The sequence below is a fragment of the Prevotella sp. SGI.167 genome, from assembly GCF_050313615.1.
Taxonomy (GTDB): domain Bacteria; phylum Bacteroidota; class Bacteroidia; order Bacteroidales; family Bacteroidaceae; genus Prevotella.
On sequence record NZ_JBNPLT010000013.1, the window covers coordinates 56,362 to 82,042 of the forward strand.

A 25,681-nucleotide genomic window follows, 5' to 3' on the forward strand; every position below is an offset into this window, starting at 1 on the left:
TAATTCACAGAGATATTAGCCCCGTCCTTTTAGAAATAAAGATAAACCAGGGAACTGTAGAGCTGGACGGAGAGAACGTAGAGGAGATAGAGCGGAGCAAAGATGCGGATGCCGAAATACGACGCCTCATAAGCCTCCGTGAGCGAACGGAAGCGGTTGCTCGCCACACCAAAGGTGAGACTCATCACCATGACCGCAAAACAAATGTACGGAAGGAGACTCTTCGTAAAACTACTGCCCCAGATGCCACCCATCACGTTCAGCAATATAGCATGGGGAACCATCGTGAGACAAACCATCACGAAGACGAACAGCAGAAACTCGAAAAACACCACTCGCATGGCTACCCGCTGGCGATATTCCCTGCCGTTGAAATGAAGCAGACCGCTCCTGTAGAGTGCCCCCAGCGAGATGCAGAGCAGCAGGAGCCAGACCAGCATCGGCTGCATCAGATTCTCCGTAAAGCGTCCGAAGAACCATCGGATGCCCTCGGCATTGAGCAACGTGCGCGGGAAGGTTTCCGGCATCGCAGCCGTCTGCAGCCACGATACCAGCACTAGAACGCACTGGCCAACCAGCAATCCGCTAGCCAGCCATGCCCCCAAACGGGTCAACTTCCGATAAATCGATATCCTATTCCTCATAGTCCTATTTCCCATGACTTATCTCCCTCGTGACCTACTCCTCGTCAGCGACGAGATTATCAATATCCAGGATGCGCAGTTCGCAGGCCCTTACCACCAGTCGGGTGGCATTCACGCTATTGCCGTTGTTGCCGTCAGGAAACAGCTTCTGCACCAGCTCGTTCTGGCGCTTCTCCAGACTCTTCACGCCGAAAGGCATTCCTCGCAGGCCAGTAATCTGCTCCTTGGTGTAGCCCAGGGCAAGATGGCGCAGAAAACGCTCGTCATATTCATCAATCTCGTAATTGATGAGAGCCTCCTGGCGCATCAGCTCGCTGTTTACGCTCTTCTTGAATCGCTCGATAATCTTCTTCAGGATAGGCTGGTTGAAGACCATCTTCTTGCCGCCCATGCAGCTCGCCACATCACCACGGGTGAGCAGTTCACCGCTCTTTAGGATGATTCCGTCGCATCCGGCATCCAGCGCATCCACCCAAAGCTTCTCGTTGAGGATCTCGCCCGTAAAGATGAGCACCTTCACGTCGGGATACTGCTGCTTGGTGCTGCGGCAGATTTCCACGCCAATGGTGGTAGAACCGCCCAATCCCAGATCGAGCAGTACGAGGTCGGGCTTCTGCGCCTTGATAAGTCGCCAGTAAGCCGGTTCGTTTTCGGCAGTTCCAATGATTTCTGCCTCAGGAATGTCGGTCTTGAAGATGCCTTCGGTACCTTTCAGCTCCAGTGGCACATCTTCTACTATAATCACTTTAAAATTCTCCATATCTCTATTCTATTTTAAGTATTTCTATTCAACTCCAGCTTGAGTTTTCTCATGCTGAACTTCTGTTATTTCTAATTCAACCTTATGTTTCCATCTTTCCTTCAAGCCCTCGAAGTCGATTCTCTTAACGACCGCTACAGGCAGGACAGCCGTGATGATAGCACTGCCGTCAGATCCGGCAGTGGAACTGAGACCGCAGCCGCGCAAGTTGGTAATATCACCTACCTCTCTGGCTATCTGTCTTGCCACGAGATAATTGACATCCACGGTAGTTGAAGAAAAGAAATCGGTAATCTGGCGGGAAACGTAAGCCGACTCATGCTGCTTCACATACACCTCGGCATAAGGATTTCCGTCCGTAGTCTCGATTCTGATGTCGCACTTCTTCGTATTGGCTATCAGGATTTCGAAAAGACGCTCCAGCAGGTGGTAATCCAGCCTTACCATGCCCTTCGCCTGCTCCATCGCCTGCGTACTCAGCATGGTATATACCGATTTGTAATACTCTATCAGCTCGCGTAGCGATTCCACATCATCGGGATTGGTTTCGATGAGCTGTCGGATGCGCGACGGATAATACATCGTTTCATGTTTCAGGGCAGAGAGACAGTTGTCGAGCACCTGATTGGCAACATACAGCTTGTCGCCCTCGTATTCCGTTCGATGGATTTCATCTTCCAGCAGTTCCAGTCTGCTGTAGTCCTTCCGGACATCTGCAATGCCGTCGTTCAGCGCTTTCTCGATGCGCACCACCACCTCGTTGAGCTGTTCGCTGTTGGCTCTACGGCTGGTTTTCTCATCCCATATCTCGCTGATTCGCTGCAGCTTTTCCTTGTCAGAGCTGCTGCTGAGCAGAATCTGGTTGATGGTATTCACCTTGTCTACGGCGAAGCGATAGCGCAGGATGTGGCGATAATACAGCAGATAGTAAGCCAGCGGCAGCTGCAGCAGGAGGAGTATCAGGAGAACCACCGCCACATTCTTGGAGTTCTTGGAAACCTCCATCGTGCGCACGTATTCATCGAGCGTATTGTCGGCGCTCATCTCCCTGAAGAGCTGGGTGTAGACCTTGTTGTTGCTGGCATACAGGTCCCACTGGTGGAGCGCCAGGGCTGCCACAGCACTCTCGTTGCGGATATCGAGAATCACGTTGTAGTCGGTTGGCAGACTGTCTCTGAGCCACTGCAGTTCGGCTATGGCTCCCGACTTGGGATACTTCACCATCAGGAAGGTTCCCTTAGGTCGGAGCGAGAGATAATGGCGGTTGAGAAACTCTCTTGCTGAATCGGCGAAGGCAAGCGTGCGCTCGTAATGACCGTTGACATTGCTGAAATAGGCGCTGTCGGCATACTGGTCGGCTCGCTGCAGATTGAGCGGCTTCTGAACGGCTGCACGCTTGTGCTGATGATGAGAGCCATGAGATTTCTGCATCTTTGCCCAGGCGCTGCCTGAAGGAAGACATGAGAACAGGGCTATCAGCAACGACAGCAGGAGCATACGACCCGCAGGAAGGCGGAAGGCAAAACGGCTCCCCTTGCCCACCTTGCTTTGTACAGAAATATCGCACTTGTCAAACATGCGGCTCGTCTTCTTGTATTTCTCGATGATTCCCTTGCAGTTGATCAGTCCGAAACCATGTCCGCCGGTATAGGCGCGGTCGAAGACATGAGCCAGCTGTTCCTCGTCCATACCCCTTCCGTTGTCCGTGATGGAAATCTCCACATACTTATCCTCTGCCTTGACCTGAGCCTCGACGACTACCTCGCCACCGGCAGGAGTAAACTTCCTGGCGTTGTCGGCTATCGTATTGATCATGAAGAGCGTCAGGGCACGGTCGGCTTTCAAAACAGCATCCGTCGGCTTCACCACGAGCCTGATGCCCTTCATCTGGAAGCTCGTCTTTCCCTTCTCCACAATGTCGAAGAGATGTTGCAGGGAGAAGCTCTCAATGCGGAGATTCAGCATTCCCTGCTTCATCTGAATCCAGCGTGTCAGGGTACTGTTATAATCTTCAATGACATCTACCAGTTCCAATATATACTGGTAGCGCTGTTTTCTTACCTCCTCGGTTTCACCACCCTTGCAGAGTCGGGTCACCTCGTTCAGCATACGGTTTATATACGAAAGATTTGAGTTGGCAAACTCCACTTTGGTGCGCTGCTCCACGTTGCGTTCCTTGTTGGCAGATACTCTCATCATCAATTCCATACGGCGTTCTGTTTCCTCTTCAAACTTCTCAAGGAATTCTTTATGTTTCTGAGCATTAAGTTCCATTCGTTCATGCAGAGGTTTAAGCAGTTCTTCCGTGGATTCCTCCTTGGCTTTCTTGCGCTTCATATAGTCGAAGACATAGAGCAGGATGACGGCAATGACAATCATGGCTATCACGGCGATGATCATGACATTGAGAATCGTGGCGATATCGTCGAGCTGGGCTGCACGGGCTTCGAGCTGGCGGTCCTGTCGGGAAGACTCCTGCAGGTCGAGATAGGCGTTGCGGTTGTAGTCGCTCTTCACCTTGTCGTCGAGTGCGGAATAAGCCAGGCTCATCTGCTCGCGGATGGAAGCCACGAGGTCGGGCGCCTGGAAGATAGCCTTGTTGTCATAGAGCGCATGGTTCAGACAGTCGAGCGACGACTGGTAATCCCTGATTTGCCAATAGCACTCGGCAAGGGTACGATGGGCTCCTGCCGTCTGATAAACATCGCCATAGCTGCTGAAGAGATTGAGCGCCCGCTGGGCAAAGTTGCCGGCAAGCAGGTTGGCTGGCATCTGCTCGATGTTGAGATACTGGAAGGCAGGCAGGTTGTTCCTGATGAGGAACTCCCGGTTGTCTTCATCCTGGATATGTTCGCTGATAGCTTGAAGGGCATTCGCCTGCCAGTAAGGATAAGGATTAGGACCGCTCGCCAGCATGTAGCATCTGATGAGCATATCGAATTCTGCCTGCAGAATCTCGTGCTGAGTACCGTGGGTAATCGCTCCACCCGAACCGTAATTGTAGAGATAGTTCAGATACTGGGCTGTGTCCTGCTCCAAGGCGTCAGGGTCTATCTGGTTCAGGGCTTGCATCATCGGCTTCTCCAACTGCACATAATAGAAATAAGTGGAAGCCACAACCGCAAACTCTGACTGGGCATAGACCGCACGCTGATATTCACGAGGAGGAAGGTTATCAGTCTCCTCGCCTATTCGGCGCAGTCGGCGCATCGCTTTCTCACGATAGGCGTAGAAATCCTTGTTGCGGGCTTCCCGCTGACAGAGTCGCATATTCTGGACGTCGGCAATAAGGAGTTCTATCTGGTTGTCGCTGCGTTCTTCCACCTGGTTGAGCCACTGTTTGGCAAGCTTGTAATCCATCTTGGCTATAGCCACGAAGGCAAGGTTGTTGCAAGCCTCTGCATAACCGGTAGGATAATCGCCGGAAAGAGCTAAGGCTCTCTTTGCCAGCACTTTGGTAGAGTCGAGGTTGCGATAGTGAAGAGCATAGGATTGGCTGTTCAACTTATCAACCTCATACTGATGGGCAGGCGAACAAGCTGAAAAGAAAAGCGCCGCCACCACCACAAGGTTGATGACGACGCTATAAAGATGACATTTCTTTTTATGCATAAGCATAAAAACCAAACAACTTTTATTTAAAAACGATTTTCAAAATTAAGCGCGAGCCTTGGCAATATAGCCAAGAGCTTCCTGGCACTTAGCTGTGATAGCAGCCCAGTCGCCAGCAGCAACAGTCTCCTTAGGGAAGAGCTTAGAGCCCATACCTACACAGAGAACGCCAGCCTTGATCCAAGGAGTAAGATTCTCCTCTGTTGGCTCTACGGCACCTGTTACCATGATGTTGCTCCAACGCAATGGTGCCATCACATTCTTGACGAATGAAGGACCACCTACGTTACCTGCAGGGAATACCTTGGTCACATCGCAACCTGCTGCCTGAGCATTGTTGATTTCTGTAACAGAGCCACAACCTGGTGAATATGGTACCAGGCGACGGTTGCAGACTGGTGCAATGTCAGGGTTGAAGTTAGGACCTACGATGAAGTTGGCACCCAACTGGAGATAGAGAGAAGCTGTACCAGCGTCAACCACTGTACCAGCACCCAAGATCATCTCAGGGCAAGCCTTGTCAGCCCACTTTACCAACTCACCGAAAATCTCGTGAGCGAAGTCACCACGGTTAGTAAACTCGAAAACGCGAACGCCACCCTCATAGCAAGCCTTGATTACGTTCTTGCATATTTCAACGTCCTTATTGAAGAATACAGGAACCATACCAGTCTCTTTCATGGCTGCCATGACCTGCATTTTGCTAAACTTTGCCATTTTTATTTTAATGTTAAGTGTTAAATGTTATCGCTGAACGCGACCATTAGCGTTACCGCCAGCAAGACTCTCTACCTCATCAGCAGAAACGAGGTTGAAGTCGCCAGGGATAGTGTGCTTCAATGCAGAAGCAGCTACTGCGAACTCCAATGCCTCTGCCTGAGTCTCCTTGGTCAGGAGACCGTGGATCAGACCACCAGAGAAAGAGTCACCACCACCTACGCGGTCGATGATAGGGTTGATATCATAGTGTTTGCTCTGGTAGAAGTCCTTGCCGTCATAGATAAGAGCCTTCCAGCCGTTGTGTGTAGCAGAGAGAGACTCACGGAGAGTAGAAACAACATACTTGAATCCGAACTCCTTCATCATACCCTGGAAGATGCCGTAGTAACCCTCAGCATCTGTCTTGCCGCCCTCTACGTCAGCATCTGGCTTGAAGCCCAGGCAGAGCTGAGCATCTTCCTCATTACCGATGCAAACGTCAACGTACTTCATCAAAGGACGCATCACAGAGATAGCCTTCTCTGAAGTCCACAGCTTCTTGCGGAAGTTGAGGTCAACAGAAACAGTTACGCCATGACGCTTAGCAGCCTCACAAGCCAACTTGGTCAACTCAGCAGCCTTGTCGCTGATAGCAGGAGTAATACCGCTCCAGTGGAACCACTGGGCACCCTCCATGATCTTATCGAAATCGAAATCTGCAGCATCAGCCTCTGCGATAGCGCTGTGAGCACGGTCGTAGATAACCTTTGATGGGCGCATAGAAGCACCAGTCTCAGCATAGTAAAGACCAACACGGTCGCCACCACGAGCAATGAAATCAGTGTTTACACCATAGCGACGGAGAGCATTCAGGGCAATCTGACCAATCTCGTGCTTTGGCAGCTTAGATACGAAGTAAGCCTCGTGACCATAGTTAGCCAAGCTGACAGCTACGTTAGCTTCACCACCGCCAGGGATGATGCGGAATGAATCACTCTGAATGAAGCGCTCGTTGCCTTCTGGTGACAAACGAAGCATAATTTCACCTAATGTTACAATTTTTGCCATTGTTGATAGTTTTAATTTATTGTTTTTATGTTTGTTTGTAATTGACAATTCTAGGAACTCATCATTACATGATCTTGACAATGTTTTAAGTCACCGTCTCATATCGTTGGCAAAAATAACCATAATTTCCCAAATAACGAAATAAAAAGGGATTTTTTTTCGTTTTTACCCGTATTTTTCCTTTTTTCAATACTTTTTTTTGGTTTTTGTGCAAAAAAACAGCTGTGTATTCGCACAATTCATTTTTTTATTGTATATTTGTGCCCGAAAGTATGAACTGTGGTCGCACACACATGCTTTGGTTCAATAATCAATTGATGGAAATGCACAGCCGGCACTTATTACTATATAATAATGTTCGCGCGAAGCTTTCCTCAAAAATAAATACTTAAAACAATGGCCGAAAAAATCAGAATCAAGGATATTGCTGAAAGAGCTGGCGTATCCGTCGGAACGGTTGATCGAGTTCTCCATGAGCGCCCCAACGTATCCAAGACTGCCCGTGAAAAGGTGGAGAAGGCGCTGAAGGAGATGAATTACCAACCCAACATGTACGCCAGTGCATTGGCGTACAACAAATCGTACACCTTCTATCTGCTCATCCCTAAGCACGAATCGGAAGCTTACTGGGAAGAGATAGAGGAAGGTGCAAAGAAGTGTGAAGAGGTGCGCCGCGATTTCCATATCGACGTAGAAATCAGATTTTACGAGCGCTCCAATGAGGATTCGTTCCGTGATATGTCGAAAGAGATTCTGGAAGCACAGCCTGAGGGCGTCATCGTGGTTCCGTCTTCGCTCGCCGTAACACGGGAGTTGACCGTACAGCTGCATCATAAAAGCATCCCCTTCATCCTCCTCGACTCATACATGCCCGACCTGCGTCCGCTCTCATTCTTCGGTCAGGATTCGTTCTGCTCTGGCTTCTTCTCAGCCAAGGTGCTGATGATGATTGCCAGTGGCGAAAAGGAAATCATGCTGATGAGACAGACCAAGGACGGAAAGGTGGTCAGCAAGCAGCAGGACAACCGAGAGGTAGGTTTCCGCCACTACATGCACGATCACTTCCCACAGGTGGAAATCAAGGTACTCGACCTGCCGCTCAACGGAACCCGAAACGAATACGTGAAGATGTTGGAGAGATATTTTGCCGAGCATCCGGATACGCATCACTGCATCACCATGACATCGAAGGCACATATCGTGGGCGACTTCCTCCTGAAAACCAACCGCCGTGATGTTCAGATCATGGGCTATGACATGGTGGAGAAGAATGCCCACTGTCTGCGCGAGGGAAGCATCTCGTTCCTCATCGCACAGCACGCCTACATGCAGGGTTACTACTGTGTAGACACCCTCTTCCGGGCAATCGTGCTGAAGAAGAAGGTGACCACCGTGAACTACATGCCTATCGAGCTGCTGATGAAGGAGAACGTAGACTTCTATCGCAGAACGCAAATCTAAAATGATTCTGATTGAAGGAAATAAGTATTTGAATATATACATAATTATAAATATATAAAAACAACTACAGAATGAAACTATCAAGCTTTATCAAGATTAACCCTGCCGACTCGGTAGTGGTTTGCTTGCGCCCAATGAAGAAGGGCGAAGAGATTGAGGTAGATGGTAAGACCATCACCCTGTTGCAGGATACTCCTGCTGGACATAAGGTGCTCATCGACGATGCTGCCGAAGGAAAGGACATCATCAAGTATGGTTATCCAATCGGCCACGCCAAGAAGGACCTGAAGCAGGGCGAATGGGTGAACGAGAATAATCTCAAGACCAATCTTGCCGGAACTCTGGAGTATACCTACAACCCAGTAGACGAGCAGTTGAGCATCGCACAGGAGAACCGCACCTTCAAGGGATTCGTTCGCAAGAACGGCGAAGTAGGTGTAAGAAACGAGATCTGGGTGGTCCCTACTGTGGGCTGCGTGAACGGAATCGCAGAGAAGCTTGTTGAACTCCTGAAGAAGGAGACCAACTGCGAGGGAATCGACGCCATCCACGCATGGCACCATAACTATGGCTGTTCTCAGCTTTCAGGCGACCATGAGAACACCCGTAAGGTGTTGCGAGACATCTGCCTTCATCCAAATGCTGGCGCTGTGCTCGTACTCTCTCTCGGCTGTGAGAACAATCAGGCTGACGCTTTCATGGAGATGCTTGGCGACTACGATAAGGACCGCATCAAACTTCTTGTAACACAGAAGGTTGAAGGCGATGAGCTGGAGGAAGGCATGAAGCTGCTCCGTGACCTCTATCAGAAGGCTAAGGAAGACAAGCGCGAGGACGTGCCGGTAAGCAAGCTCCGCGTAGGTTTGAAGTGTGGCGGTTCTGACGGCTTCAGCGGAATCACAGCCAATCCATTGGTAGGTGAATTCTCTGACTGGCTGGTTGCTCAGGGCGGAACATCTATCCTCACCGAGGTGCCTGAGATGTTTGGTGCAGAGACCATCCTGATGAACCGTTGTGAAAACAAGGAACTCTTCGACAAGACTGTTCACCTCATCAACGACTTCAAGGAGTACTTCCTCAGCCACGGTGAACCAGTTGGCGAGAATCCTTCTCCAGGCAATAAGGCTGGTGGAATCTCTACCCTCGAAGACAAGGCGCTGGGCTGTACACAGAAGTGCGGCCGTGCTCCGGTCAGCGGCGTATTGCAGTATGGTGATCGTCTGGAGACTACCGGTCTCAACCTCCTTTCAGCTCCAGGCAATGACCTCGTAGCAGCCACAGCACTGGCTTCTGCAGGTTGCCAGCTCGTACTCTTCACCACCGGTCGTGGAACGCCATTCGGCACCTTCGTACCAACCATGAAGATTTCTACCAACAGCAATCTGGCAAAGAACAAGCCAAACTGGATTGACTTCAATGCTGGTGAACTGGTAGAGGGTACTGAGATGAAGGATCTTGTACGTAAGTTTATCGATAAGATTATCGCCGTAGCCAATGGCGAGGAAGCCCGCAATGAGAAGAACGGCTACAGCGAAATCTCCATTTTCAAGAATGGAGTAACATTGTAACATTAAATATAAAACATGAGTAATAAAAAAGGTTTGCTGGCGCTATCGCCGTTATTTCTGCTGATTGTCCTCATCGCAGTGTTCACCGTCTATTCTACGGATGCGACTCACAAGGACACCAGCTTGTCGCTCACCGTGGCATTCATGATATCCAGTATCTATGCCGTGGCGATTTCGGGTGGAATGCCCATCAAGAAGCGAGTAGATACCTACAGTAAAGGTGCTGGTGCCAACAACCTGATGCTCATGTTGTGGATATACGTACTGGCAGGTGCGTTCGCAGCATCGGCAAAGGCGATGGGGGCTGTAGACGCCACCGTGAACCTGGCGCTGAGCGTTCTGCCTGCCAGCATGATTCTTCCAGGACTCTTCCTGGCGGCTTGCTTCATCTCCGTCTCCATCGGTACCAGCGTAGGAACGGTGGTGGCGCTGGTTCCTATTGCAGCCGGACTGGCTAGTTCCATGCACGGCAATGTGGGTATGATGACCGCCATCATCGTGGGTGGCGCCTATTTTGGCGACAACCTTTCGTTCATCTCTGATACGACGGTGGTGGCAACCCAAACGCAAGGTTGCCGGATGAGCGATAAGTTCAGGGTGAATTCGCTCATCGTGGGTCCTGCAGCCCTCATCATCCTCGGCGTCTATGCCGTGATGGGAATCGGTCTTCAGGCTCCAACCGACATTGCAGACGTGGAATACGTCAAGGTATTACCTTATATATTAGTACTCGTCTGCGCCATAGCCGGCATGAACGTGATGGCTGTTCTGGCAATGGGCACGATACTCTGTGGCTTCATCGGCGTGGCAAGCTACTATCTCGGTTCTCCCCTCTCCTACGACCTGTTTGGCTGGTTCTCGGCAATGGGCAATGGAATCACGGGCATGGGCGAGCTGGTGATTATCGCCATGATGGCAGGCGGAATGCTGGAAATCATCCGGGAAAACGGAGGAATCAACTATATCATCGACAAGATTACCGCCCGTGTTCACGGCAAGCGTGGAGCCGAACTCTCCATTGCTGCGCTCGTATCGCTGGTGAATATCTGCACAGCCAACAACACGGTGGCAATCCTGACTGTAGGAAATATCGCAAAGAAGATAGGTGATAAGTTTGGCGTAGACAACCGCAAGGCAGCCAGTATCCTCGACACCTTCTCGTGTATGGTGCAGGGAATGATTCCTTACGGAGTTCAGATGCTTCTGGCAGCCGGTCTGGCAGGAATCAGTCCGATGGACATTCTGCCCTATCTCTACTATCCGGTAGCCATCGGTATTGCCGCATTCCTCGCAATCATCTTCCGCTATCCGAAGCGATATTATTAAACAGAAAAATATCATTTAAAAATCAGGCGATATGAACTTTTTACAGAGAAACCTTTTCATCAAGCTGCGTTCCGAGAATTTCGGAACCGATGAAGAACTGGAACCAATGACAACCTTCAAGATGCAGAAGATTGCCCAGATGATGAAGAACCTCAGCGACATTCCAGAGGGAGAAGTTCGCATGAACAACAGTTTTCTGAATCGCCGTCTTACCAAGATACAAGATGACGAACGCCATGCTATCGACACCTCGATAGAAACCGTCTACCTGCTGCGCATCATCGTGGGCAATGTGAACAGCATCCTGAAGAGCGGAATCAATCTGAAGGGAATCATCCAGCTGGGCAACTACCTGCGCACGAAAGGCGACAAGGTAGACTTCGTGAAACTGGAGAAATGGCTTACCAGACTTCGCATCCAGCGCATCGCACAGCTGGAAGGAAGCGTGCTCATCACCTTCTTTGACTTTGAACAGGACGAAATCCCGTTTGTTCGCCACGTAGAGCCTGGCGCATACAAGCATACGCTGCGCTCGCTCTATTACAACATTACGGAGCATCAGGACATCCAGTTTGAACAGAACAATGCCGGCTTCGTACATACTACTGGAGGCACCATGCGCAAGAATCTGCGCCGAAGCATGCGCTTCCTGCAGTATGCTCCGATAGAGACTATGAGCAATTTCATGAACAACTTCTTCCGTTCACTTTCGGAAATCGAAGAATAGTGAAATATAAATTTATATAAAAAACGAACACGTCTGATGCATATATCGGACGTTTTTCGTATCTTTGCAGTTATGAAAAGAAGTATCATAACAATAATTACCATTATTTTTACCCTTGGGCTTCATGCTCAAGTGCAATGTGAAGATACCTGCAGTCATGTACATGGTATTGACCTCAGCCATTACCAAGGGAATGTCTTTTGGGAAACTGTAGGTGATAATTCCAAGATGGCTTATGTCTATCTGAAAGCTACTGAAGGCGGAACCAACGTAGACGCCAAGTATAAGAAGAACATTGACCTGGCTCACCGGTACGGGCTCAAGGTAGGATCCTACCACTTCTACCGCGCCAGGATTCCGCAGCAGACGCAGCTGGAGAATTTCATGGCACAATGCCGACCTGGGGATCAGGACCTGCTGCCGATGATAGACGTGGAGACCAAGAGCGGACTGAAAACTGAAGAGTTCTGCGACTCGCTGTTCAAGTTCCTGCATCTGGTAGAAAAAGCCTACAGACAGAAGCCGCTCATCTATACTGGAGCCAACTTCTACGACCATTATCTGCTGGGCAAGCTGGACAGCTACAAGCTCATGATTGCCCAATACTCCAAGCGGGAACCCGTATTGGCAGACGGCAGAGACTTCGAGATGTGGCAGTATACAGGTAAAGGCAGACTGAACGGAATCAATGGTTATGTTGACAAAAGCCGCTTCATGGGAAGGCATAGACTGAGAGAAATCAGATTCAGACATCGATGACTTTGAACTTCGTTACTTTGAACTTGGAGCTTTGAACTTTATGATTAGCTTCAGGGGGTAAAAGTGTGGGCTTGAGGTTAGAAAATCAATGATATCTGGAAATTAAAATATGTAAATCAATAAACTTTAAATAAAACTATGGCAATTATAAAATGTCCAGAATGTGGACGCCAAATTAGCGATAAAGCACCAACATGTCCAAGCTGCGGTGTAGAGATTGCGGGCAAAATCACCAAATGCCCTAACTGCGGAGAGGTATATTTCAATTATCTTGAAATGTGTCCTAACTGCCAGTCTCCCAATCCGACATTGGTAGGTGGCAGAGGCGGATTCTCTCCTGCTCCTTCTGTACCGGTGCAGCCTGCACAGCCAGTGGAACCGGTTGCTCCAGTTCAGCAGCCAGCAAGACAAACCATGCAGCAGCCAGCAAGACCGGCAAATCCGGGAATGCCTGCAACTCCTCCACCTCCACCAGTACGCCCAACGGCAGCTAACGGAAACGGAGGCGAGCAGAATCCGGCAAACAAGGAACCAGAAAAGAAGAAGGGAACCAGAAGCATTCTGATCATCTCGCTCATCTTCTCTGTTCTCGTCTTCGGAATCCTGTATTACTTCTATGACAATGCCAACAAGAACAAGGAGATGGAAGCTTACGAATACGCCATGCAGAGTACTGACCCGATGGTTCTGCAGAGTTATCTGGACACCTACAAGGACGCAGACGAAGCCCACCGCGATTCGATTACAGCCCATCTTGACCGTTTGAAGCAGACGGATCAGGACTGGACCAATGCCGTGGTAAGCGGTTCTAAAGATGCGCTGCAGGCTTATCTGGAGAAATATCCGAACAGCATTCATAAGCAGGAAGCCATCAACAAGATTGATTCCATCGACTGGAATGTGGCTAAGAATGCGGATACGGCTGATGCTTATCAGACCTACCTGGATGACCACAGAGACGGTTCGCACATCGAAGAGGCTGAGAATGCCCTGAAGAAAGTGAAGGGGCGTGACCTGCAGCCGGAAGAGAAAGAATTTATCTCTAGTCTCTATCGCCAGTTCTTCCAGAGCATCAACGCTCATGATGGTGATGGGTTGCTCGCCAACTGCGAAGACATTCTCTCTTCACTGCTGGGCAAGAATTCTGCACCGAAATCGGATGTCGTTACCTTTATGGACAAGCTCTATAAGGAGGATGTTGCCAACATGAACTGGCACATCAACAATGATTATCAGATCAAGAAACGTGAGATTGGCGACAGCGAATATGAATATCAGGTAGTGTTCACCGCCAAGCAGGTGGTTGACAAGACTGACGGTTCCAAGCACGAACAGTTGTTCAAGATTTCGAGCACCGTTTCTCCTGACCTGAAGATTTCATCATTCAATATGTCGAAGGTAACTCCTGCTCAATAAAAAACATGGGAAAATAAAATATGGGAAAATAAAAACGCCCTGTAAGAACAAAAGCATTCAAGTTTCAATGACTTATTTTAAAGCTTTTGCCCTTACAGGGTGATTTTGTTTATTGCATCTGACTTCTACTTTGCGTCCTTCATCTGGCGAAGCAACTCTTTCTGTCTGTCATTCAAGCCGGTTGGCAACTTCACATTATAGGTGATCATCAGATCACCGAAGGTTCCATCGCCACGGTCGTAACCCTTGCCACGAACACGAACCTTCGTTCCGTTCTGAGTCTCAGGCTTGATCTTCAACTTAATCTTCGAACCGTTGCTCAGCGTGATGATTCCTTCACCACCCAGCAAGGCAGTATACATGTCGATGTTCACGTTCATGTTCATTTCGCCATTGTTGGTTCGAGCACCTTGCTGACCGCCGCAGCCGCCGTTGCAACCGCCAGTACCGAAGTCAGCACCTGCGCCATAACCGGCATTGGCTCCACCGAAACCGCCAAAGCCACCAAAGCCGCCCGTTCCAGCGCCGCCTCCGAAGCCGCCGAAACCAGCACCGCCCTGGCTGCTGCGGGAACGGCCGCCGCCAAAGAGATTTTCGAAGAAGCTGGAGAATCCACCTCCGCCACTTCCGAAACTGCTGAAGTCGAAGCCCTCAAACGGATTGCCGCCAGCGCCACCGGCACTGCCGCCACCAAATCCACCACCACCGAAGCCACCGGCGTTCTTCCAGTTCTCGCCAAACTGATCGTATTTGGCACGTTTATCTGGATCTGACAACACCTCATACGCCTCGTTCAAAGCCTGGAACTTAGCCTTAGCCTTCGGGTCGTTAGGGTGCAAGTCAGGATGAAACTGCTTAGCTCTCTTACGATAGGCTGCTCGAACATCCTTCTGAGGAATGTTCTTGTCAACACCAAGAATTTTGTAATAATCTACGAATGCCATATTCTTATACCTCCTATTTTTAATTATTTTTTGAATTATCCAACAAAAAGTATGCCGTAATTGCCAACTTTTTTGTACTTTTGCAGAGTAATAATAACTTTTTAGTAATATGAAACTAGTATTTGCAGCGCTCTTGTTGGCGCTTACCATCAACTCACCCGCTATGGCACAGCAACGTACCGTAAAACTGAGAGTGATCGAAACGAGTGACGTCCACGGTTCCTTCTTCCCTTACGATTTCATCAACCGGAAGCCAAAGGCAGGTACTCTGGCTAGAGTTTCTTCCTACGTCAACGACCTTCGAAAGACGTATAAGGACAATGTTATCCTCCTGGAGAATGGCGACATTCTGCAGGGGCAGCCCACCTGCTACTATTATAATTATGTGAACACCCAGGCTCGCAACGTGGCTTCGGATGTGGTCAACTATATGAAGTATGATGCGCAGGCGTTCGGTAACCATGATGTTGAGACCGGTCATCCTGTTTACGACAAATGGATCAAGGAGTTGAACTGCCCTGTTTTGGGAGCCAACATCATCGACACCAAGACTGGAGAGCCTTACGTCAAGCCTTACATCATCCTGAACCGCGAGGGTGTGAAGGTTGCCGTGCTCGGCTTGCTGACTCCAGCCATTCCTAACTGGCTGACAGAGAATCTCTGGAGCGGTCTCCATTTCGAGAACATGGTGACCAGTGCCCGGAAATGGATGAAGCACATCCTGGAGAACGAGAAGCCGGACGTGGTAATCGGCGTCTTCCATAGTGGTAAGGACGGTGGAATCGTTACCCCTGAATATGAAGAGGATGCTTCGCTCAGAGTTGCAAAGGATGTGCCAGGTTTCGACCTAGTACTCTTTGGTCATGACCACACTCGATGCAACGAGACTGTTACCAATGTGGAAGGCAAGTCTGTTATTTGTCTCGACCCTGCCAATAACGCCCTCTCCGTAGCTGATGCAGAGATTACTCTGACCCTCAACAAGAAGAAGGTGAACGGTAAGAAGCAATATGTAGTGACTGACAAGAAAGTGGTAGGAAACCTTGCCGATGTGACAAAATGTCCTATCGACGAGGAATTCATGAAGGCTTTCGAGCCTCAGATTGCAGAAATCAACCAATATGTGGGCAAGCAGATTGGTACTTTCAAGAACACCATCCACAGCCGTGAATCGTTCTTCGGAAGCTGCGCCTTCAATGATTTCATCCTCAACCTGCAGCTCGAAATGACCAAGGCTGACATTTCCTTCAACGCTCCGCTCCAATTCAATTCCACCATCAACGCTGGCCCTGTCTACGTGAGCGATATGTTCAACCTCTATAAATATGAGAATCAGCTCTACGTGATGCGCCTCACCGGTGAAGAGATTCGCAAGCATCTGGAGATGAGTTATGACCTTTGGGTGAACACCATGAAGAGTCCTGATGATCATCTGCTTCTGCTCGACACCCAGACCAAGGGCGATCAGCAGCGCCTGGGCTTCAAGAATCTCTCCTTCAACTTTGACAGTGCTGCAGGAATCGACTATGAGGTGGATGTTACGAAGCCAGACGGAGAGAAGGTGAAGATTCTGCGCATGAGCAACGGTCAGCCTTTCGATGAGAAGAAATGGTACAATGTAGCCGTAAATAGCTATCGTGGCAATGGTGGCGGAGAGCTTCTCACTCGTGGCGCCGGAATTCCAAAGGACAGTCTGGACAGTCGAATCATCTACCGCAGCAAGCGCGACCAGCGCTACTACCTGATGGAAGCTATCGAAAAGATGGGCACTATCGAGGCTAAAGCCAACAACAACTGGAAGTTCGTACCGGAAGCATGGACCAAGCCTGCTGCCCAGCGCGACTATGAATTGCTGTTCGGCAAGGAAAAATAACTGAGTCCACTTTAAAAAGTAGTTTTTGGTTCTTTTTTCTATAACCCCATTTGATTATCAGATGGTTACTTTTGGAGGAATTATCAAAAATGACTTTTTAAAGTGGGCTCATAACTGAACTTTCGCAAGTTTCTTCCCACACGCCGGTGACCGTTGGTTCAGAGCGTGTGGGACTAACTTGCAAAACTTGAGAAAAAATATATTATGAAGTATTGGTTTATATTTTGCAAGAGTGACCTCTTGCTGGAGAAGAGAGAAGACGGAACCTATACGATTCCATGTAGTGAGGAATGTCCGATAGAGACAAAGCCCTGGACCCACATCCTTAACATCACTCCGATGGAGGACGGAACGGAGGTGAAAACCTTCACCATTCCGGAACCCGTCACAGACCATCCGAAGTTCGAGATGTGCGGTCTGCGCCCCAGTTTCTATAAGCTCACACCTGAGCTTTATCAGAAGGCTGGCAAGTGCCAGGAACTGAACTACTGGGACATGAACACCCATTTCTGCGGCGTCTGTGGCGCTCCGATGCAGATGGCAACCGACATCAGTAAGAAATGCACCCAGTGCGGCAAGCAGGTCTGGCCATCTCTCGCCACCGCCATCATCGTGCTCATCAAGAAGGGCGATCAGGTTCTTCTCGTTCATGCCCGCAACTTCAAGGGCAACTTCGATTCTCTCGTAGCCGGATTCGTAGAGACGGGCGAAAGCCTGGAAGAAGCCGTGCATCGCGAGGTGATGGAAGAGACGGGACTTACCATCAGGAACGTGAAGTATTTCAGTTCCCAGCCATGGCCTTATCCAAGTGGACTGATGGTGGGCTATACGGCAGAATATGTGGATGGAGAAATCCACCTGCAGAAAGAGGAACTCTCTCGCGGTAAGTGGTTTAGCAAGGACAACCTCCCTATCCTTCCTGAGAAATTATCCATTGCCCGCCGCCTGATTGACGCCTGGCTGGAGGGCAAGATTTAATAGTTGAACGCAACAAGAAACTTTTGTTCTGAACAAGAAACAAGAATGCAACAAGAGATGAAAGAGAAACTTTGGAATGCTAACTATGTGAAGGTGATGACGACCAATTTCTTGCTCTACTTCGCCTTCTATCTTCTCACCCCGTTGCTCCCGCTCTATCTGAGTGAGACCTTCGGGACAACAAAGGATGTAATCGGCATTGTACTGAGCGGATATACTGTGGCAGCCCTCATCGTCCGCCCCTTCAGCGGCTATGTGGTAGACGGGTTCTCTCGAAAGAAAGTATTGATGATCTGCCTGGCATTCTTCGCCATCTTCTTTGCAGGATACATTGCTGCCAGCACCATCCTGATGTTTGCCATCTGCCGAACCCTGCATGGCGGACCGTTTGGCGCCGTAACCGTTGCCAACAGTACCTGCGCCATTGATGTCCTGCCTGCCAGCCGCCGCAACGAAGGCATTGGCCTCTACGGACTGAGCAACAATTTCGCCATGGCAATAGCTCCGTCTGTCGGAATCTATCTCCATAATATGGTGGGCAGTTACATGGTGCTGTTCTGGATTGCCTTCATCGTAGCCATCGCTTCGGTGGTGATTGCCGGAACGGTTCATCTGCCGGAGAAGGAGATTGTGAAGAACAAGGAGAAGCTGTCCCTGGACCGATTCTTCCTGACCCGTGCCTGGCTGCTCGCCATCAACATCTGCATGTTTGGTTTCTGCTGGGGTGTTCTGAGCAACTATCTTGCCATCTACAGCAAGGAAGAACTCGGTATTACGGGCGGAACGGGAACCTATTTTGCCATTCTTTCGATGGGCTTGTTCCTCTCCCGCTTGCAGGGTCGTAAGGCACTGAGCAAAGGCAAGTTAACGCAGAATGCAGCCGAAGGAATGCTGATTTCGCTGGTGGGCTTCATCATCTTCGTCGCCATCAAGCATCCAGTAGCCTATTACCTCTCAGCCGCACTCATCGGTCTGGGCAACGGTCATCTCTATCCTGCCTTCCTGAATATGTTTATCAATGTGGCGCGCCACGACCAGCGAGGCACAGCCAACAGCAGTATTCTTACGGGTTGGGATTTGGGATTCGGAATCGGCTGTCTGCTCGGTGGTGTTGTGGCAGAGCATTTCAGCTACAACGGAACCTTCTGGATGGTAGCCATCGAAAATGCCGCAGCCGTCGTTCTGTTCTTTGCCGCCTCTAAAAGCTTTTTCGAGAAGCGGAGAAGAGTAGAATAGAATTTTCAGAAAAAATGTTCCGTGAGAAAACGGAAAAAGAAAAAAAAAATGAGGGTGTGCCATCAACAAGATGATGACACACTCTCAACTGTTTTCCAATGCTGTATTTCAGCTTAGAATGGAAGATCGTCAGCGCTTCCACCTGCTGCAGGAGCTGCTGGCTGAGCTGGAGGGAATGGAGCAGTAGCACCTGCTGCAGGAGCAGCTGCAGGAGCTGGCTGAGCAGGAGCTGCACCCATAGGAGGGAATGCTGAAGCACCAGGCTGCATTCCACCCATTGCGCCAACAGCGTTAGGATCTACGCGCTGCACGTTCCATGCGCGGATACTGTTGAACCAACGACCCTGATACTCGTGAGCATCAATATCGAAGGAAACCAAAATCTCTTCACCACTCTGAATATTGAACTGAGCCATACGGTCTGCGCCAAAAACATCAAAGCACAACTTCTTAGGATATGCTTCGTGAGTTTCGATAACATAAGACTGAGCCTTCCACTCGCCTCTCTGAGAAACGCCGCTTCTTTCTGGTAAAACGGCAATAACCTTTCCTTGTAATTCCATATTAATATTTTAAAGTTTTTATAGATTCAAACGATTCTGACTGCGAAATTACTAAAAATAGTTCTAAAACTCAAACTTTTATCCAATTATTTTTGTGTATGAACAATATTTTTTGTATTTTTGTGCTCAATTAAGCGATTATGCTAAATTAAATAGGTGAATAAGAAAAATAAAAAATTAATTTAAAATAAATACTCATGAGATTTACAGTTTCAAGTTCTGCACTGAGCAACAAGCTCAACATGCTAGCCAAGGTAATCAGCAGCAAGAATTCCTTGCCTATCCTTGATTGTTTCCTTTTCCAGGTAGCAAATGGTGAAATGACAGTTACTGCCAGCGATAGTGACAATATCATCAAGAGCACCATCGAACTGGCAGACAATGACGGCGAAGGCGAATTCTGCGTACCTAACAAAGTTATCCTCGATGCGCTCAAGGAATTGCCTGAGCAGCCTCTCAACTTTGATGTTGACACGGAGACCTTTGCTATCAAAATCGTTTACCAGAACGGTCTTTACAACTTCACCGGTCAGGATGCGGAAGATTACCCTCGCACACAGAGCATGAACGAGGCTTCTCATTTCATCGCCCTTCCTACAAACGTGCTGATTGACAACATCTCACGTTCTCTCTTCGCTACGGCAAACGATGAATTGCGCCCTGTAATGAACGGTATTTATTTCGACCTCACTGCCGATGCTCTCGCCATCGTTGCCAGCGACGGCCATAAGCTGGTGCGCAACAGAAACTACACCATCAAGAGCGAGACTCCAGCTTCTTTCATCCTTCCTAAGAAGCCAGCTTCCCTGCTCAAGGCTATCCTGACAAGAGACAGCGATGACGTGGAAATCAAGTTTGATGACCGCAGTGCCGAAATCCTTTTCGCTGACGGCGAGATGAGATGCAGACTCATTGACGGTCGCTATCCTAACTACAACTCCGTGATTCCTAACAATCCTAACGAGGTAACCGTAGACCGCAGGGCTCTCATCAGCGCCTTGCGCCGCGTAATGCCTTTCGCCAGCGAGAGCAGCCAGCTGGTTCGTTTCAGCATCGAATCAGGCAGAATGGAGGTTTCTTCTGAGGATATGGACTTCTCTACATCAGCCCGCGAGCAGATGTCATGCGAGTATGTGGGTTCGCCAATCAACATCGGTTTCAAGGGCAGCAGCCTGAACGAAGTGCTCAGCAATATCAATAGCGACAACATCATCCTCCAGCTCGCTGACCCTAGCCGTGCCGGAATCATCGTTCCTGCAGAGCAGACTGAAAACGAGGATGTCCTCATGCTCATCATGCCTATGCTCCTGAATGACTAAGGAGCAGCAGGCTTAACTGAATCGTCAGACAAATATTTTTAATAGAAAAATGAAACTCAACTTAAAGAAGCCTTTAATCGTGTTCGACCTTGAAACAACAGGCCTGGACATGGTGAAGGACAGAATCATTCAGATATCATACATCAAGGTAAGTCCGGACGGAACAGAGACAAGAAAGAACCTCTTTGTCAATCCGGAGAAGGAGATTCCTGCAGAGGTCGTAGCCCTCACAGGTATCAGCAACGAAGACGTCAAGGACGCTCCTACCTTCAAGCAGCTGGCAGCCACACTCGACAAGGAGTTTACCGGCTGCGACTTTGCCGGCTACAATTCCAACCATTTCGATATTCCGATGCTCGCAGAGGAATTCCTCCGTGCCGGAATCGACTTCGACTTCAGCAAGTGCCGCCTTATCGACGCTCAGACCATCTTCATGAAGATGGAGCGCAGAAACCTGGCTGCAGCCTACAAGTTCTTCTGCGGAAGAAAGATGGAAGAAGATTTCGAGGCTCATAGAGCTGACCAGGATACAGAAGCCACCTACCGCGTGCTGATGGCTGAGCTCGACAAATATGCTCCAGGCGTTCAGGACGAACCGGAGCGCGTGCTCAACAACGACATGGACGAGCTGGCTGCCTTCTCCAAGCAGAACGACAATGTAGACTTTGCTGGCCGCATCGTATGGCAGGAAGTGAAGGATGCTGACGGCAATGTAATGACCGATGAGAAGGGCGAGCCTCTGAAGCATGAGGTCTTCAACTTCGGCAAATACAAAGGCTGGGACGTTGGCGAAATCCTGACCCGCGACCCAGGCTACTTCACATGGGTTCTGGGCAGCGACTTTACCAACAATACCAAGCAGGTACTTACCCGTATTCGCCTCCGTGAATACAATAAGCGTATGGGGAAATAGGAGAATGTTGAAAGGAAAGAAAATAGTACTGGGCATTACGGGCTCCATTGCAGCCTATAAGTCCTGTCTCATCATCCGCGGGCTCATCAAGAAAGGCGCTGAGGTGCAGGTGGTCATCACGCCAGCCGGCAAGGAGTTCATCACTCCCATCACCCTCTCTGCCCTCACCCATAAGCCCGTGGTGAGCGAGTTCTTCTCGCAGCGCGACGGAACATGGAACTCTCATGTTGACCTCGGACTCTGGGCAGACGCCATGCTCATTGCTCCCTGCACCGCCTCTACGATGGGTAAGATGGCTCACGGCATTGCCGACAACATGCTCATCACCACCTACCTCTCAATGAAGGCGCCGGTCTTCATTGCACCAGCCATGGACCTGGACATGTACAAGCATCCATCCACCCAGGCTAACATGAAGACCCTCCTGGGCTATGGCAATCATATCATAGAACCGGAAGTGGGATTCCTTGCCAGCGGACTGGAAGGCAAGGGACGCATGGAAGAACCCGACATCATCGTGGAGTATCTGGAACGATTCTTCAGCGAGCAGGAAGATCTGAAGGGCAAGAACGTGATGATTACTGCCGGACCCACCTATGAGAAGATAGACCCGGTGCGCTTCATCGGCAATTATTCTTCCGGCAAGATGGGATTCGCCCTGGCTGAGGAATGCCTGCGCCGTGGCGCCAACGTAACCCTCATCTCCGGTCCCGTAGCGCTCTCGTGCAGTCCCGGAATCAACCGCATCGATGTGGAGAGCTGCGAAGAGATGTATCAGGCCTCTACCCTGGCTTTCCAGCAGGCAGATGCAGCCATCCTCTGTGCTGCCGTTGCCGACTTCAAGCCGAATGCCGTTGCCGACAGGAAAATCAAGCGTGAGAAGGACGACCTGGAATTGCGCCTCGTGCCTACGCACGATATTGCTGCTGCCCTGGGACAGATGAAGCAGAAGAACCAGCGAATCGTGGCTTTCGCCCTGGAAACCAACGACGAGGAAGCCAACGCACAGAAGAAGAGACAGAAGAAGAATGCCGACTTCATCGTGCTCAACTCCACCCGCAATCCGGGAACCACATTCCGCACGGACGACAATCAGATAACGATTATCTCAGAAAAGGGCAAGAAAGAATATGAGAAGAAACCAAAGACTGAGGTGGCTAAAGACATCATCAACGAATTGGCAAAAATCCTGTAGGTGGATGAAAGCTGTCTGTATGGTATGGATTCTGTTCTGTACCGTACAGACAGTTTCTGCGCAGGAGCTCCAGGCCAAGGTCACGATCAACCACGCCCAGATTTCGGGCACGGACAAGAGCGTCTTCGAAAACCTGCAGCAGACCCTGGAGCAGTTTCTCAACGACCGCCAATGGACCCATCTGCAGTTTGCCAGGAAAGAGCGCATCGTCTGTAATTTCAACATTACGGTAAGCAAGTATGATAAAGATGCAAACATGTTTACATGCAAGGCGCTTATCCAGGCTAACCGACCGGTCTATAATTCGGCCTACACCACCACCATATATAATAATGTGGACCAGAACTTCACGTTCAAGTTTGCCGAGTTCGACCAGCTGGAGTTCAACGAGCAGCAGATAGACAATCAGCTGACGGCTCTCTGCGCCTATTATGCCTATCTCATCATAGGTCTCGACCTCGACACGTTTGCGCCCAAGGGTGGCGAAGATGTGCTTCAAAGATGCATGAACCTTGCCAACAACGCCCAGAACCTCGATTATCCGGGATGGAAGGCATTTGCCGATTCCAAGAACCGCTTTGCCATCATCTCCGATTATCTGGACGGCGCCATGGAACCCTACCGCCAGCTGCAGTATGATTATTACCGCAAGGGGCTGGACGAAATGGCAAGCAACGTGGAACGAGGCCGGGGCGAGATTACTACGGCTCTTACCACCCTTCTCCGAAAGGCGAGGGAAAACCGTCCGCTAAGTCTGCTGCCGCAGATATGGACTGATTACAAGAAGGATGAGCTTGCCAACATCTACAAGGGTCATGGAACCCAGAAGGAGAAGGAAGCCATCTACGAACTTCTCTTCAGCATCAACCCGTCTCAAAGCGCTTTCTGGGACAAGATAAAGGAATAAAGCCCCGGCTTTCTGCCAGGGTTAGAAAAAAGATTTAATGAATTATGCTCAAGCAACTGTATATTAGAAACTTTACGCTCATAGACGAACTGGATATAAGACTACATCCAGGCTTCTCTGTCATCACTGGCGAAACGGGTGCAGGCAAAAGCATCATCCTCGGAGCCATCGGCCTGCTGCTGGGCAACCGTGCCGACAGCAAGGCCATCAAGTCGGGCAAGGACCGTTGCGTGATTGAGGCTCATTTCGACCTCTCCAGATACGACATGAAGGGTTTCTTCGACGACAACGACATCGATTTTGATGCAGAAGACACCATCATCCGCCGTGAACTGACCAGTGCCGGCAAGAGCAGGGCTTTCATCAATGACACTCCGGTTCCCCTGACCAAGATGAGAGAACTGGGCGAACAGCTGGTGGACATTCATTCGCAGCATCAGAACCTGCTGCTGCAGAAGGAAGATTTCCAGCTCAACGTGGTAGACATCCTGGCTAAGGACGCAGCTCAGATCAAGACCTACCAGGCTGCCTATCAGCAATATCGCTCAGCCCAGGCTGAGTTGGAACGGCTGGAACAGGAACTCAACAGAAACCGTGAGAACGAGGAGTTCATGCGATTCCAGTATAAGGAACTCGACGAGGCGCATCTGGAAGCAGGCGAACTTGAGCAACTGGAGCAGGAATCAGCGACCCTGAACCATTCGGAAGAAATCAAATCAGCTCTCTACGAAGCCGACCATTCGCTTTCGGGCGATGAGGGAAGCATCCTGCAGCTGCTGCGCAATGCCAGCAACAGCATCAGCGACATCAGGGAGGTCTACCCCGAAGTGGCTGAACTTTCCGACCGCCTGGATTCCAGCTACATCGAACTGAAGGACATTGCGCAGGAAATCGGCCGAAGCCTGGACCGGATAGATTTCGACCCAGCCCGCCTGGAACAGCTCAATTCCCGACTGGATAAGCTCAACGCATTGCTGCAGAAATTCCATGTAGAGACCGTAGAGGAACTCATCGAAACCCGCGAACGTCTGACTCAGCAGCTTGACCATATCGACAATGGCGATGAGGACATCAGGCTCATGCAGAAGGAAGTAACCGACAAGCAGCTTAAGGCATTGTCGGCAGCCTATGCACTGACGAATCTGCGCAAGAAAGCCGCCAAGGCAATCGAGACGGAGATGAAGAACCGTCTCATCCCGCTCGGTATTCCTAACGTCCGGTTCGAGATAGAATTTGCCGAGAAACCGCTCAGCAGGGACGGTGCTGACAAGGTAAGCTTCCTCTTCAGCGCCAACCGCAGCACCCCTCTCCAGCCTATCAGCCAGGTAGCGTCCGGTGGCGAAATAGCCCGCGTGATGCTCTCGCTCAAGGCGATGATCAGCGGCGCTGTCAAACTGCCAACCATCATCTTCGACGAAATCGATACGGGAGTCAGCGGAAAGATTGCCGAGAAGATGGCAGAAATCATGACCGAGATGGGCAACCTGAACCGTCAGGTCATCTCCATCACCCACCTGCCTCAGATAGCAGCCATGGGCAGCCATCATTATAAGGTGATGAAGGAGGAAACCCAGACCGGAACCATCTCGCAGATGCGGGAACTGACTCCTGAACAGAGGGTGGAAGAAATCGCCCAGATGCTCAGCGGAAGCGACATCAGCCAGGCGGCACTGGCTAATGCCAGGGAGCTGATAAACAAACATGCCAAATAAT

The 25,681-nt window shown here is 50.0% G+C and carries 21 protein-coding genes; 14 read left to right on the forward strand and 7 right to left on the reverse strand.

What is annotated here, in order from left to right; all coding sequences use genetic code 11:
* Positions 1–29: 29 nt before the first annotated feature.
* The 5 genes from ACQRBJ_RS08490 to ACQRBJ_RS08510 are packed head-to-tail and all read right to left on the reverse strand — an operon-like array spanning position 30 to position 6,783.
* On the reverse strand, positions 30–644 hold the full coding sequence (locus ACQRBJ_RS08490) for an ABC transporter substrate-binding protein (protein ID WP_445303340.1): 615 nt from the start codon (positions 642–644) through the stop codon (positions 30–32).
* A 34-nt stretch (positions 645–678) separates the two neighbouring features.
* The gene (locus ACQRBJ_RS08495) at positions 679–1,404 is read right to left on the reverse strand and encodes a DUF5932 domain-containing protein (RefSeq protein ID WP_153126131.1); all 726 of its coding nucleotides are present in this window, start codon (positions 1,402–1,404) and stop codon (positions 679–681) included.
* Positions 1,405–1,428: 24 nt separating this feature from the next.
* Positions 1,429–5,016 carry a DUF5112 domain-containing protein gene (locus ACQRBJ_RS08500; RefSeq protein ID WP_445303341.1) on the reverse strand — a complete coding sequence of 1,196 codons (3,588 nt, stop codon included), beginning with the start codon at positions 5,014–5,016 and terminating at the stop codon, positions 1,429–1,431.
* A 45-nt stretch (positions 5,017–5,061) separates the two neighbouring features.
* Positions 5,062–5,733: a bifunctional 4-hydroxy-2-oxoglutarate aldolase/2-dehydro-3-deoxy-phosphogluconate aldolase gene (locus ACQRBJ_RS08505; protein WP_006846600.1), complete on the reverse strand. Its 672-nt coding sequence runs from the start codon at positions 5,731–5,733 to the stop codon at positions 5,062–5,064.
* A gap of 27 nt (positions 5,734–5,760) precedes the next feature.
* A complete protein-coding gene (locus ACQRBJ_RS08510; protein ID WP_294970509.1) occupies positions 5,761–6,783 on the reverse strand; it encodes a sugar kinase in 1,023 nt (340 codons plus the stop codon).
* Between the two features lie 396 nt (positions 6,784–7,179).
* Between ACQRBJ_RS08510 and ACQRBJ_RS08515 the strand changes: the two genes are divergently transcribed.
* The 6 genes from ACQRBJ_RS08515 to ACQRBJ_RS08540 all read left to right on the forward strand — a co-directional run bounded on the left by ACQRBJ_RS08515 (position 7,180) and on the right by ACQRBJ_RS08540 (position 14,040).
* A complete protein-coding gene (locus tag ACQRBJ_RS08515) occupies positions 7,180–8,244 on the forward strand; it encodes a LacI family DNA-binding transcriptional regulator (protein ID WP_445303342.1) in 1,065 nt (354 codons plus the stop codon).
* Between the two features lie 71 nt (positions 8,245–8,315).
* The gene (locus ACQRBJ_RS08520; protein ID WP_294970505.1) at positions 8,316–9,812 is read left to right on the forward strand and encodes an altronate dehydratase family protein; all 1,497 of its coding nucleotides are present in this window, start codon (positions 8,316–8,318) and stop codon (positions 9,810–9,812) included.
* A 15-nt stretch (positions 9,813–9,827) separates the two neighbouring features.
* Positions 9,828–11,138: a Na+/H+ antiporter NhaC family protein gene (locus ACQRBJ_RS08525; RefSeq protein WP_294970503.1), complete on the forward strand. Its 1,311-nt coding sequence runs from the start codon at positions 9,828–9,830 to the stop codon at positions 11,136–11,138.
* Between the two features lie 31 nt (positions 11,139–11,169).
* Positions 11,170–11,865 (forward strand): hypothetical protein, encoded by a 696-nt coding sequence (locus ACQRBJ_RS08530; RefSeq protein WP_294970501.1) that lies wholly within the window; start codon positions 11,170–11,172, stop codon positions 11,863–11,865.
* Between the two features lie 72 nt (positions 11,866–11,937).
* Positions 11,938–12,624 (forward strand): glycoside hydrolase family 25 protein, encoded by a 687-nt coding sequence (locus tag ACQRBJ_RS08535; RefSeq protein WP_153126117.1) that lies wholly within the window; start codon positions 11,938–11,940, stop codon positions 12,622–12,624.
* A 138-nt stretch (positions 12,625–12,762) separates the two neighbouring features.
* Complete coding sequence (locus tag ACQRBJ_RS08540) at positions 12,763–14,040, forward strand: zinc-ribbon domain-containing protein (RefSeq protein ID WP_445303343.1); 1,278 nt, start codon at positions 12,763–12,765, stop codon at positions 14,038–14,040.
* Between the two features lie 125 nt (positions 14,041–14,165).
* Here the strand turns inward: ACQRBJ_RS08540 and ACQRBJ_RS08545 are convergent, their stop codons facing one another.
* A complete protein-coding gene (locus tag ACQRBJ_RS08545; RefSeq protein WP_217761218.1) occupies positions 14,166–14,984 on the reverse strand; it encodes a DnaJ domain-containing protein in 819 nt (272 codons plus the stop codon).
* A gap of 109 nt (positions 14,985–15,093) precedes the next feature.
* On the opposite strand from ACQRBJ_RS08545, the gene ACQRBJ_RS08550 reads away from it, so the two are divergent.
* The 3 genes from ACQRBJ_RS08550 to ACQRBJ_RS08560 all read left to right on the forward strand — a co-directional run bounded on the left by ACQRBJ_RS08550 (position 15,094) and on the right by ACQRBJ_RS08560 (position 19,071).
* Positions 15,094–16,857, forward strand: coding sequence for a bifunctional metallophosphatase/5'-nucleotidase (locus tag ACQRBJ_RS08550; protein WP_445303344.1), 1,764 nt, complete (start codon positions 15,094–15,096; stop codon positions 16,855–16,857).
* A gap of 201 nt (positions 16,858–17,058) precedes the next feature.
* Entirely contained in the window at positions 17,059–17,835 is a 777-nt protein-coding gene (gene nudC / locus ACQRBJ_RS08555) for an NAD(+) diphosphatase (protein ID WP_445303359.1), read from the forward strand.
* 45 nt (positions 17,836–17,880) lie between these two features.
* Positions 17,881–19,071 carry an MFS transporter gene (locus tag ACQRBJ_RS08560; protein WP_295346458.1) on the forward strand — a complete coding sequence of 397 codons (1,191 nt, stop codon included), beginning with the start codon at positions 17,881–17,883 and terminating at the stop codon, positions 19,069–19,071.
* Between the two features lie 113 nt (positions 19,072–19,184).
* Here the strand turns inward: ACQRBJ_RS08560 and ACQRBJ_RS08565 are convergent, their stop codons facing one another.
* Complete coding sequence (locus ACQRBJ_RS08565; RefSeq protein WP_293630174.1) at positions 19,185–19,634, reverse strand: DUF3127 domain-containing protein; 450 nt, start codon at positions 19,632–19,634, stop codon at positions 19,185–19,187.
* Positions 19,635–19,831: 197 nt separating this feature from the next.
* Here ACQRBJ_RS08565 and dnaN point away from each other — a divergent pair, with 197 nt between their 5' ends.
* The 5 genes from dnaN to recN are packed head-to-tail and all read left to right on the forward strand — an operon-like array spanning position 19,832 to position 25,680.
* The gene (gene dnaN / locus ACQRBJ_RS08570; RefSeq protein ID WP_445303345.1) at positions 19,832–20,953 is read left to right on the forward strand and encodes a DNA polymerase III subunit beta; all 1,122 of its coding nucleotides are present in this window, start codon (positions 19,832–19,834) and stop codon (positions 20,951–20,953) included.
* Positions 20,954–21,002: 49 nt separating this feature from the next.
* Positions 21,003–21,866, forward strand: coding sequence for a 3'-5' exonuclease (locus ACQRBJ_RS08575; RefSeq protein WP_264950095.1), 864 nt, complete (start codon positions 21,003–21,005; stop codon positions 21,864–21,866).
* A gap of 4 nt (positions 21,867–21,870) precedes the next feature.
* Complete coding sequence (gene coaBC / locus ACQRBJ_RS08580) at positions 21,871–23,061, forward strand: bifunctional phosphopantothenoylcysteine decarboxylase/phosphopantothenate--cysteine ligase CoaBC (protein WP_294970484.1); 1,191 nt, start codon at positions 21,871–21,873, stop codon at positions 23,059–23,061.
* A 4-nt stretch (positions 23,062–23,065) separates the two neighbouring features.
* Positions 23,066–23,968 carry a type IX secretion system protein PorD gene (locus ACQRBJ_RS08585; protein ID WP_228117768.1) on the forward strand — a complete coding sequence of 301 codons (903 nt, stop codon included), beginning with the start codon at positions 23,066–23,068 and terminating at the stop codon, positions 23,966–23,968.
* 44 nt (positions 23,969–24,012) lie between these two features.
* Positions 24,013–25,680 carry a DNA repair protein RecN gene (gene recN, locus ACQRBJ_RS08590; RefSeq protein WP_441932306.1) on the forward strand — a complete coding sequence of 556 codons (1,668 nt, stop codon included), beginning with the start codon at positions 24,013–24,015 and terminating at the stop codon, positions 25,678–25,680.
* Position 25,681 lies beyond the last annotated feature (1 nt).

Coding starts and splice junctions, on each gene's coding strand:
- ACQRBJ_RS08490 (WP_445303340.1), bottom strand. CDS start 644: ATGAGGAATAGGATATCGATTTATCGGAAGTTGACCCGTTTGGGGGCA.
- ACQRBJ_RS08495 (WP_153126131.1), bottom strand. CDS start 1,404: ATGGAGAATTTTAAAGTGATTATAGTAGAAGATGTGCCACTGGAGCTG.
- ACQRBJ_RS08500 (WP_445303341.1), bottom strand. CDS start 5,016: ATGCATAAAAAGAAATGTCATCTTTATAGCGTCGTCATCAACCTTGTG.
- ACQRBJ_RS08505 (WP_006846600.1), bottom strand. CDS start 5,733: ATGGCAAAGTTTAGCAAAATGCAGGTCATGGCAGCCATGAAAGAGACT.
- ACQRBJ_RS08510 (WP_294970509.1), bottom strand. CDS start 6,783: ATGGCAAAAATTGTAACATTAGGTGAAATTATGCTTCGTTTGTCACCA.
- ACQRBJ_RS08515 (WP_445303342.1), top strand. CDS start 7,180: ATGGCCGAAAAAATCAGAATCAAGGATATTGCTGAAAGAGCTGGCGTA.
- ACQRBJ_RS08520 (WP_294970505.1), top strand. CDS start 8,316: ATGAAACTATCAAGCTTTATCAAGATTAACCCTGCCGACTCGGTAGTG.
- ACQRBJ_RS08525 (WP_294970503.1), top strand. CDS start 9,828: ATGAGTAATAAAAAAGGTTTGCTGGCGCTATCGCCGTTATTTCTGCTG.
- ACQRBJ_RS08530 (WP_294970501.1), top strand. CDS start 11,170: ATGAACTTTTTACAGAGAAACCTTTTCATCAAGCTGCGTTCCGAGAAT.
- ACQRBJ_RS08535 (WP_153126117.1), top strand. CDS start 11,938: ATGAAAAGAAGTATCATAACAATAATTACCATTATTTTTACCCTTGGG.
- ACQRBJ_RS08540 (WP_445303343.1), top strand. CDS start 12,763: ATGGCAATTATAAAATGTCCAGAATGTGGACGCCAAATTAGCGATAAA.
- ACQRBJ_RS08545 (WP_217761218.1), bottom strand. CDS start 14,984: ATGGCATTCGTAGATTATTACAAAATTCTTGGTGTTGACAAGAACATT.
- ACQRBJ_RS08550 (WP_445303344.1), top strand. CDS start 15,094: ATGAAACTAGTATTTGCAGCGCTCTTGTTGGCGCTTACCATCAACTCA.
- ACQRBJ_RS08560 (WP_295346458.1), top strand. CDS start 17,881: ATGCAACAAGAGATGAAAGAGAAACTTTGGAATGCTAACTATGTGAAG.
- ACQRBJ_RS08565 (WP_293630174.1), bottom strand. CDS start 19,634: ATGGAATTACAAGGAAAGGTTATTGCCGTTTTACCAGAAAGAAGCGGC.
- dnaN (WP_445303345.1), top strand. CDS start 19,832: ATGAGATTTACAGTTTCAAGTTCTGCACTGAGCAACAAGCTCAACATG.
- ACQRBJ_RS08575 (WP_264950095.1), top strand. CDS start 21,003: ATGAAACTCAACTTAAAGAAGCCTTTAATCGTGTTCGACCTTGAAACA.
- coaBC (WP_294970484.1), top strand. CDS start 21,871: ATGTTGAAAGGAAAGAAAATAGTACTGGGCATTACGGGCTCCATTGCA.
- ACQRBJ_RS08585 (WP_228117768.1), top strand. CDS start 23,066: ATGAAAGCTGTCTGTATGGTATGGATTCTGTTCTGTACCGTACAGACA.
- recN (WP_441932306.1), top strand. CDS start 24,013: ATGCTCAAGCAACTGTATATTAGAAACTTTACGCTCATAGACGAACTG.